This window comes from Neisseria sp. P0019.S002, from assembly GCF_051957155.1.
In the GTDB taxonomy this organism is placed as follows: Bacteria; Pseudomonadota; Gammaproteobacteria; order Burkholderiales; family Neisseriaceae; genus Neisseria; species Neisseria perflava.
The window spans coordinates 1-480 of the sequence record NZ_JBQCWS010000089.1; the positions used below are offsets into that span (position 1 = coordinate 1).

The 480-nt window shown below is 49.2% G+C and carries 2 protein-coding genes and 1 pseudogene; all 3 read right to left on the reverse strand.

The window, feature by feature from the left end:
- The coding region (locus ACTHTY_RS11705) for an S-adenosylmethionine decarboxylase (protein ID WP_440367799.1) at positions 1–147 on the reverse strand (147 nt) is incomplete at its 3' end.
- Positions 144–290, reverse strand: coding sequence for a hypothetical protein (locus ACTHTY_RS11710; protein WP_162837292.1), 147 nt, complete (start codon positions 288–290; stop codon positions 144–146). The genes ACTHTY_RS11710 and ACTHTY_RS11705, both read right to left, overlap by 4 nt.
- Before the next feature lies 1 nt (position 291).
- A pseudogene (locus ACTHTY_RS11715) lies at positions 292–480 on the reverse strand (DUF4178 domain-containing protein); the annotation flags it as partial.

Below are 480 nucleotides of genomic sequence, written 5' to 3' on the forward strand. Positions count from 1 at the left end.
GGTGTGGAAATGTTCGGTCAATATAGTCGCTTCTGCTGCCTGTGCGGCTGCTACCAAAGCGGTTTTCAGACGGCCTTCATCTTTTAAGATGGCTTCATCGCAGCCGTATAAGTCTAATAGGCCATGGTTACCGGGGGCATGGGTCATTTATGGCCTCCGGAATAACCACTGCCGCCGTAATAACCGCCGGAGTGCATACGCGAGCCGTCGGAGTCGGAAGAGCCGTAGCTAATGATCATGGAGATGACGATGATGATGGTGCTGAAAATAATATAAGTGATTCTCGACATGTTAATCCTCGTCCTCGTCTTCTTTACCCATATTCCACAATATCCAGCTTCCTATAAAGATGGTGATAAATGCAACGGAATTGCCGTCGGTCAGCAGCGCAGGGAGGTTGACGACAACCAAGATAGCGATCATGACAAACCGTAATTGGTTATCGACCCCGTCTGCGTTCATTTTTGCCGTGTATCTGGG